This is a genomic window from Paenibacillus sp. AR247 (genome assembly GCF_002968895.1).
In the GTDB taxonomy this organism is placed as follows: Bacteria; Bacillota; Bacilli; order Paenibacillales; family Paenibacillaceae; genus Paenibacillus_AQ; species Paenibacillus_AQ favisporus.
Map to the genome: position 1 here is coordinate 289,866 of NZ_PCZT01000024.1, position 7,685 is coordinate 297,550.

Consider the following 7,685-nt stretch of genomic DNA (forward strand, 5'->3'; position numbering starts at 1 on the left):
CCAGGTATGGTCGGCTTTCGCGATCATCCTACTGCTCGGGCTGTTCATGTCGGGGATCTTTTCGATTGCGCTCGTATTTGCGAGCAAACTGCTGCAGGGCAGCGAAGAATCGACGCCCAGCATTTTGATCGCCTCCGGCGGCGTCGGCGGAGCCATCCTGCCGCTTATCATGGGCTGGAGCCTGGACCATCTGGAAGTAAACCAGTCGGCCTGGATGCTCGCGGTGTTTACCGCCGGCATGGTCGTGCTCAGCTTTGCGGCTTTCCAGCTGCAGCGGCGGAAGCTGGTTCACCAGAGCGGACTGCAGGGGCCGTCAGGTGCAGGAAAATAAGCCATTCAAATTAAATGCGGGCCAGCAGGTCCGCTTTTTTTATTTTGTATAACCCCTAAAAATATATTTACAGGTTATAAAAATACGTTTATACTCCAATTATAACTTGTAATACAAATTTTAAAGGTTATACAAAGGAGATGGATGACATGGAACTTCAAAAGCTTCCTTGGGCAGGCATTCGAGTGACGGCAGGAGCCACATCGGTGGTCATAGACCCGCTTTATCATTTTCCGGAAAGATACGGCCAGTCTCACGAACCGCTCTTCCCGCTTCGGTGCTGATCACCCATGAGCATACAGATCACTTTGATCCCCAGGCCATCATCGATGCCTACGGGGCAGACATTCCCGTGTACCTCCCGCAGGAGAGCGTCCTCCTTGCCGAAAATAGCGGTCTCAACCGCGTAATCGGTGCTTCCGTCGGCGATGCCTTCCAAATCGGTGCGCTGGGCGCAGCCGCCACGTACTCCGTCGACGGGGTCGGAGACGTGCAGATCGCCTGGGCGCTGAGCGACGGCGAGCACCGCCTGCTCCACTGCGGAGATACGCTGTGGCACGGCTACTGGTGGAAAATTGCCGCGGCTCACGGCCCATTCGATGCGGTATGCCTGCCGGTGAACGGTGCCGTTCTGGAACGCCCTGATCGTCAGCCGCCCAGCGGCATGCCGATTACGCTGCTTCCGGAACAAGCGGCCGCGGCCGCACGCGTTCTCGGGGCCAAACGGCTGGTGCCGATCCACCATACCGCCATCCACCATCCGCCTGTATACCTGCAGACTCCCGATTGGCAAAATCGCCTGCGGGCTGCAGTTGGTGATACAATGGACATAGCATTCCTGAACACAAAGGAAACGATTACTCTATAAAGGATGACGCATCATGGATAAATCCCCTTCCCGCAACGTGCTGGGGGGCGCCCTGTGGATCAATCTCGCCAATACGGTGCGCATGCGGGAGCACCGGGTCACGGATATGCTGGAGGAGCCAGGTTATTTAGACGAATGGCTCCACGATAATGAATTGCACGGCTTGAACAATACCCCAGGGGCAGCTTCAGCTGTGACGCGGGAAGACCTGCTGCCCGAACTGCTCCGTCTGCGCGGCGTGTGCCGGCACGTTCTAGAAGATCTGGACCCATGGTGGTACCCTTGTCGGATCGAGGCATTCGCCGCCATGGAAGCCGAAGCGTCACGGTTAGACGTGGCGCTTCGGGCCGAGCGGGATGCACAGGGCACCCCCCCATCTCATCACCTACGGGCAAAACGCCGTCCAAGGCGTGCTGTACCCCATCGTCCGCTCCCTGTTCGAGACGCTGGCAAGCGTATCTTCGGACCGCATCCGGATCTGCGAGCATGACGACTGCATCCTGCACTTTGTGGACACCTCCAAGAGCGGCAAGCGGCGCTGGTGCAGCATGGAAACTTGCGGCAACCGCCATAAGGCGGCCGAATTTTATGCGAAAAAGAAGCAGCGCGGGAACTAAAATAAGCCTGGGATCGTCTGATGGACATCCCGGGCTTTTTTTAATGGTTCTATTTCGTTGCTGACTGCCCTTCATTGATATGGCGGACACTCAGCAGTTTAGCTCCTTTGTCCAACGACTTGTAGGAGTATGTCGATAGGTACGTTCTTCCGACCTCTAACAAGTTCCAAGTGTTTTCATTATCGACTTTAATTTTAACTGGCCCTTCTTCTTTACTATGGGTTTTCTCGGCGACAATCCAATATGTCGAGCCAATGAGCTGCTTATCGAGTATCGTTATGTCCCCTCCGCCAGACGTTGGCCCGGTACATGCTGTCAACATACACATGAAAAGCCATGCTGCAATTATTTTTTTCAGGACCCTCTCCCCCGTTCCTGACTGTTTCAATACCTAACGAAGCCACCAAACAGCCTATAATTTATAAACAATGATGTTTGCATAAAGTTGTCTTACAACTCGGATTTAAATGCTATAATGGCCTTAATTTAGGGCAAACCCATTACTTATAAGTGAAAAGGAGCTTATACATATGGCTAATAAACGTTTGGATCATGTCGGCATCGTCGTACGGGATTTGGAATCAACCATCCGATTTTATACCGAGATCGTGGGCCTGGAGCTGAAAGGCCGGCTGACGCACACCAATGGCGTGTTCCAGCTGGCGTTTCTCGGTTTCGGGGGCAGCGACGAGACGGAAATCGAGCTCATTCAAGGCTACAGCTACGACCTGCCTGCCGAAGGCACGGTGCACCATTTTGCGATCCATGTCGACGACATTCAGAAGGAATTTGAGCGGATCCAGGCGCTCGACGGCGTGGAGCTGATCGATCAGGAAATCGTGACCCTGCCCAACGGATACCAATATTTCTTTATCTATGGTCCGGAAAAAGAATGGATCGAATTTTTCCAGAGATAATCTGGAATCGGGCGGATGTCTGGACACCCCCATGGGGATGGACTATAATATGGGAGGAAAACAACCCAAAAACCTTATAGAATCCGGGGTGCTGGAATTGGCCGGCTGAGATTGTATCCCTTCAAGATACTGACCCTTTTAACCTGATCTGGGTAATGCCAGCGTAGGAAACCGTTTGTCACGGCATACAAGCCGTGCTGATCTTGCGCATATGAAGCGTCCCGTTTACGGGGCGCTTTTTTCATTCATACTAGTGAAAAAAGCTTCTATGATTCAGTCACTCAGATCGGCTTACGATTCTAAAGTATAACGGGGGAGAGGGGATCACCGGTCGATGCTTCCACAGAGAGAATAAGAACGGCCGGACATCAAAGGAGAGAGAAAGCCATGAAGAACAAATCCATCGGACTGCTGCTGGTCTGCATGCTCGTACTGGCGCTTGCCGGATGCGGCGGCGGCCAGAACAATACGGGCAGCGGAGAAGGCACATCCGCTTCCGACAGCACGGCAGGCCAGGATAACACCGCAGCGAAGCCGCTGAAGGACGTCAAAGTCGTCCTCGACTGGACGCCCAACACGAACCACACTGGGCTCTACGCTGCCAAAGACTTGGGCTACTATAAAGAAGAAGGCTTGAACGTCGAAATCGTGCAGCCGGGCTCCACCGGCGCCGATGCCATGGTCGCTTCCGGCAAGGCACCCTTCGGCGTAAGCTATCAGGAGAGCGTGACCCAGGCCCGCACGCAGGGCGTGCCGCTCGTCTCCATCGCCGCGGTCATCCAGCACAATACGTCGGGCTTTGCCGCACCGGTGGACCGGGGCATCAAGACGCCGAAGGATTTTGAAGACAAAACCTACGGCGGCTGGGGCTCCCCTGTGGAGGAAGCCGTCATGGGCTCCATCATGGAGATCGACAAGGCGGACGTGAAGAAGGTGAAAATCGTCAACATGGGCGACGCCGATTATTTTACCGCCGTGAAGCGGGACATCGACTTCGCCTGGATCTTCTACGGCTGGACTGGTATCGAGGCGAAGCTGCGCGGCGAGCCGCTGGACATGCTGTATGTCAAAGATTATTCCGAGAAGCTGGACTACTACACGCCGGTTCTCGTAACGAACGAGAAGCAGATCAAGGACGACCCTGAGCTGGTTAAAGCGTTTATGCGCGCGACCGCCAAAGGTTATCAGTACGCGATCGACAAGCCCGAAGAAGCTGCCAACCTGCTGCTGAAGGACGTGCCGGACCTCGATAAGCAGCTGGTGATCGAAAGCCAGAAATGGTTAAGTCCTAAATATCAGGACGACGCAGCCCGCTGGGGCGAGCAGAAGGAACAAATCTGGAAGGGCTATTCCGACTGGATGTACGATCACAAGCTGCTGGACAAGCCGCTGGACGTGAAGAGCGCGTACACGAACGACTTTTTGCCGGAACAATAAGCCGCATCCAACCAAAAATACACGTAATCTTATCAGGAGAGGAAGTTGATTCGCATGGCCAATACGCTGTTAAGCATTCAGGTGATCCCGAAGACGCCGGGCAACGAAGACTCTTACGCCTACGTCGACCGTGCCATTGAGGTCATTCAGCAGTCCGGCGTGAAGCATGAGGTGCACCCGCTGGAAACGACGATGGAGGGCGAGCTGGAGGAGCTGCTGGACGTCGTGCGCAAAATGCACGAAGCTCTGGTGGCCGCAGGCAGCCCGAGTATCATCTCCCAGGTCAAAATCGCCCATAATCCCGGCGGAATCAGCATGGACAAGCTGACGGAGAAGTACCGTCCATGAGAAGCTGGTGGAAAAACGTATGGCCGCCCCTCGTGGCGGTCATCTTCTTTTTGCTCGTGTGGCAGCTGCTGACCTCCCTGTTCCATATTGAACAATGGATTTTGCCTGCGCCGAGCGACATCGCCCGGGAAGCCGCGGCCGCTTCCGGCGGCTTGTGGGAGCATGTATGGGCCACGCTGAAGCTGACCGTATTCGGCTTCGCCATCGGAACCGCCATCGGGCTGGTCATCGCACTGATTCTGCATTTGATTCCGTTTTTAAAACAGGCGCTGTATCCGCTGCTCATTCTAAGCCAAAATATCCCGACCATCGCCCTCGCCCCCCTGCTGATGATCTGGTTCGGCTTCGGCCTCCTGCCCAAGCTGATCGTCATCACGCTCGTCTGCTTTTTCCCGGTGGCGGTCGCCGCCCTGGGCGGCTTGAAGCAGACCGATCCCGTCATGATGAACTACATGCGCATGATCGGGGCGGGCAAGGGCCAAATTTTCGCCAAGCTGGAGCTGCCCCACGCACTCCCTTCCATCTTCTCCGGCATTAAAATCGCCGCCACCTACAGTGTCATGGGTGCGATTATCGCCGAGTGGCTGGGGGCCGACAAGGGCATCGGCTATTATATGATGCTGCAAAAATCGGGTTACCGCACCGACCGCATGTTCGTGGCGATCATGATCATCGTCGTGCTGAGCCTGCTGATGTTCGGGCTGATTGCGCTGCTCGAAAAATGGTTCGTCCGCTGGAAGCCGAAGCAGGGCTAGCGGGCCTGGCAGGAAAGGAGAATTGCCGTGATAAATCAAGAAACCACGCCTGCACTGGAGATCGACTCCGTCAGCAAAAGCTTCAAAGAGAAGCGCCGGACGCTGCCGGTACTCAGCGACATCTCGCTGACCGTGGGCCAAGGCGAATTCGTGTCCATCATCGGACCGTCAGGAAGCGGCAAGAGCACGCTGCTGCACGTGATCGGCGGGCTGACCCGCCCGGATGCCGGCACCGTCCGGATGAACGGCGCCGAGGTGACCGGGCAGCAGGGGCATATCAGCTACATGCCGCAGCAGCCCGCCCTGTTCCCTTGGCGGACGATCGAGGACAATGTGCTGCTGGCCCAGGAGGTGCACGGCACTGTCAGCCGGGAGGCCCGTGAGGACGCGCGGCGCTGGCTCGCCAAAGTCGGCCTGGCCGGCTTTGAGAAGGCGCATCCGCATACGCTGTCGGGCGGCATGCAGCAGCGGGCGGCCTTTCTCCGCGCGCTGCTCAGCCCGCAGGAGCTGATGTGCCTGGACGAGCCGTTCAGCGCGCTCGATGCGCTGACCCGCAGCGACATGCAGCGCTGGCTGCTCGACATTTGGGAAGAGAACCGCCGCTCGGTTCTCTTCATTACGCACAACATCGAGGAGGCGCTGCTGCTCTCAAGCCGTATTTACGTCTTCTCGAGCAGGCCGGCCGCGGTGCTGCACGCCATCGACGTGCCGTTTCCGCGCCCGCGGCGCGAGGAAGTGACGGAGGCTCCCGAGTTTCTGCAGCTGAAGCGTCAGCTGAGCGAATGGATGCGCGAGGAGCAGCGAAAAATGCAGGCTGCACAGCAAGGAGGTTCACGCCTATGAGCGGCAACCACAGCGAAGTAAACCCCGCAAACGGCCAAGAGATGGTCCTCGACCGGGCAGCAGCGGCATCCGCATCGCCGGCGGAGGCGAACCGGTCGCCGCTTGCGCCCTTGATCGATGCCCATATTCATCTCGATACCTATAAGGAGCACGAGACGCAGGCGCTGCTCGGGAGCCTCACGGATGCAGGCGTCGCATCCGTCATCGGCGTGTCCATGGATTTGGCATCGAGCCAAGCCAATCTGAGGCTTGCCCAGGCTTGGCCCGGGGAAGTCTATCCCGCCTTCGGCTTCCATCCTGAGCAGCCGCTCCCTGCTGACCGCGAGATCGACGCGCTCTTCGGGTGGATGGCGGAGCATGCGGATGACATGGTCGCCGTCGGAGAAGTCGGCCTGCCGTACTACTCACGGCTGGAGGCTGCCGAAGCCGGGCTTCCTTGGGATAACGGGCCGTACGAGGCGCTGCTTGAGCGCTTCGTACGTTTTGCCCGGGACCATAACAAGCCGATCGTGCTGCATGCCGTGTACGAGGATGCGGATATCGCCTGCGATCTGCTGGAAAAGCACGGCGTCTCCCGCGCCCATTTCCACTGGTTCAAAGGATCGGCGGACACCGTGCGGCGCATGGCGGATAGCGGATATTACGTCTCGTTTACGCCGGATATCGCCTATGAGGCGGAAATCCAGGAGCTCGCGCGCCGGTATCCCGCCTCCCAGGTGATGACGGAGACCGACGGGCCTTGGCCGTTCGAAGGACCGTTCGCCGGTCAGATGACCCATCCCCGCATGACCGCGGAGGTGGCCCGCGTATGGAGCAGCATTCGTGGCGTCCCCCTGCCGGAAGCCAGGGCGCTGCTGCATGCCAATGCCTGCCGTTTTTACGGCCTTCCGCGCTAAATCAAAAAAGGGTCTGCCCGCTGCGGGCAGGCCTTTTTCTTTTTACAAACCCAGGATATGCCCTTAATACAGTTTCTGCTTGTTTTCAACCCGCTTGGTATCCAGATTCAGTTCCTGATAATAGATCATGTTTTTGTCCACCTTGGTCACGTTGAAAATGACACCGGTCTTCCGGGACGTTTTGGGCCCCTTCACCACGGTGACAGTCTGAGCGAACACCTCGTCCGGATCCGGTACGGCTTTCAAGGAATCCACACTGATCTGGCTTCGGTACGTATGCGGATGCTTATCGAAATACTCCGTAGACCGAATCAGCCTGCCATCCTCGTCCCATCTGGGCTCGCCGAAGGTGTTCAGCACAGCGTAAGGCTTCAAATCCCCGGTATAGTAAAGTTCCGATTTATAGCGGTCGGGATTACGGCTCGTTACCCGGGTGACGAAAAAGTATGGCCCGGTAGGGCTTAGGGATACGCTTGACTCCTTGGCGCTGTATGTATGCTTGATGACGAGCTTTTCCGTTTTCGCCTGATAGTCTCCCAAATAGACCTCGAAGCTGCTGCTGGCCGTCGATTTAATGTATACGTATTTTTGGGTGAGCCGGGAATAGCTCAAGCTTTTCACGGTCCCCGTGTTCGTCAGGGCCTTCATCTGATCGGCAAAAGAGGCGTTACTC

9 protein-coding genes, 2 pseudogenes and 1 riboswitch are annotated in these 7,685 nt (G+C 56.8%); of the genes and pseudogenes, 10 read left to right on the forward strand and 1 reads right to left on the reverse strand.

The window, feature by feature from the left end; genetic code table 11:
- From CPT76_RS32245 to CPT76_RS32295, 10 genes and pseudogenes are all read left to right on the forward strand, one after another.
- Window positions 1–331: pseudogene (locus CPT76_RS32245) on the forward strand (MFS transporter); the annotation flags it as partial.
- 277 nt (window positions 332–608) lie between these two features.
- Window positions 609–1,199 (forward strand): MBL fold metallo-hydrolase, encoded by a 591-nt coding sequence (locus CPT76_RS32250; RefSeq protein WP_258169024.1) that lies wholly within the window; start codon window positions 609–611, stop codon window positions 1,197–1,199.
- A gap of 106 nt (window positions 1,200–1,305) precedes the next feature.
- A pseudogene (locus CPT76_RS42360) lies at window positions 1,306–1,530 on the forward strand (hypothetical protein); the annotation flags it as partial.
- Window positions 1,531–1,555: 25 nt separating this feature from the next.
- Entirely contained in the window at window positions 1,556–1,816 is a 261-nt protein-coding gene (locus CPT76_RS32260) for a CGNR zinc finger domain-containing protein (protein WP_105445789.1), read from the forward strand.
- Between the two features lie 530 nt (window positions 1,817–2,346).
- The gene (locus CPT76_RS32270; protein ID WP_105445791.1) at window positions 2,347–2,733 is read left to right on the forward strand and encodes a VOC family protein; all 387 of its coding nucleotides are present in this window, start codon (window positions 2,347–2,349) and stop codon (window positions 2,731–2,733) included.
- A 74-nt stretch (window positions 2,734–2,807) separates the two neighbouring features.
- Window positions 2,808–2,920, forward strand: a riboswitch (TPP riboswitch).
- Between the two features lie 200 nt (window positions 2,921–3,120).
- On the forward strand, window positions 3,121–4,170 hold the full coding sequence (locus CPT76_RS32275; RefSeq protein WP_105445792.1) for an ABC transporter substrate-binding protein: 1,050 nt from the start codon (window positions 3,121–3,123) through the stop codon (window positions 4,168–4,170).
- A 54-nt stretch (window positions 4,171–4,224) separates the two neighbouring features.
- Entirely contained in the window at window positions 4,225–4,518 is a 294-nt protein-coding gene (locus tag CPT76_RS32280; RefSeq protein WP_076172706.1) for a thiamine-binding protein, read from the forward strand.
- Window positions 4,515–5,273: an ABC transporter permease gene (locus CPT76_RS32285; protein WP_076172705.1), complete on the forward strand. Its 759-nt coding sequence runs from the start codon at window positions 4,515–4,517 to the stop codon at window positions 5,271–5,273. Before CPT76_RS32280 ends, CPT76_RS32285 begins: the two co-directional genes overlap by 4 nt.
- A 27-nt stretch (window positions 5,274–5,300) precedes the next feature.
- Window positions 5,301–6,116, forward strand: coding sequence for an ABC transporter ATP-binding protein (locus tag CPT76_RS32290; protein WP_258169025.1), 816 nt, complete (start codon window positions 5,301–5,303; stop codon window positions 6,114–6,116).
- A 41-nt stretch (window positions 6,117–6,157) separates the two neighbouring features.
- Window positions 6,158–7,012, forward strand: a complete 855-nt coding sequence (locus CPT76_RS32295; RefSeq protein ID WP_105445842.1) for a TatD family hydrolase — start codon at window positions 6,158–6,160, stop codon at window positions 7,010–7,012.
- 63 nt (window positions 7,013–7,075) lie between these two features.
- On the opposite strand, the gene CPT76_RS32300 is transcribed toward CPT76_RS32295, so the two are convergent.
- Window positions 7,076–7,685: hypothetical protein (locus CPT76_RS32300; RefSeq protein WP_181153190.1), on the reverse strand; the 610-nt coding region annotated here is incomplete at its 5' end.

Excerpts from the sequence above, each read along its gene's own strand:
- CPT76_RS32295 (WP_105445842.1), top strand. The coding sequence starts at position 6,158 with ATGGTCCTCGACCGGGCAGCAGCGGCATCCGCATCGCCGGCGGAGGCG.
- CPT76_RS32275 (WP_105445792.1), top strand. The coding sequence starts at position 3,121 with ATGAAGAACAAATCCATCGGACTGCTGCTGGTCTGCATGCTCGTACTG.
- CPT76_RS32285 (WP_076172705.1), top strand. The coding sequence starts at position 4,515 with ATGAGAAGCTGGTGGAAAAACGTATGGCCGCCCCTCGTGGCGGTCATC.
- CPT76_RS32260 (WP_105445789.1), top strand. The coding sequence starts at position 1,556 with ATGCACAGGGCACCCCCCCATCTCATCACCTACGGGCAAAACGCCGTC.
- CPT76_RS32270 (WP_105445791.1), top strand. The coding sequence starts at position 2,347 with ATGGCTAATAAACGTTTGGATCATGTCGGCATCGTCGTACGGGATTTG.
- CPT76_RS32280 (WP_076172706.1), top strand. The coding sequence starts at position 4,225 with ATGGCCAATACGCTGTTAAGCATTCAGGTGATCCCGAAGACGCCGGGC.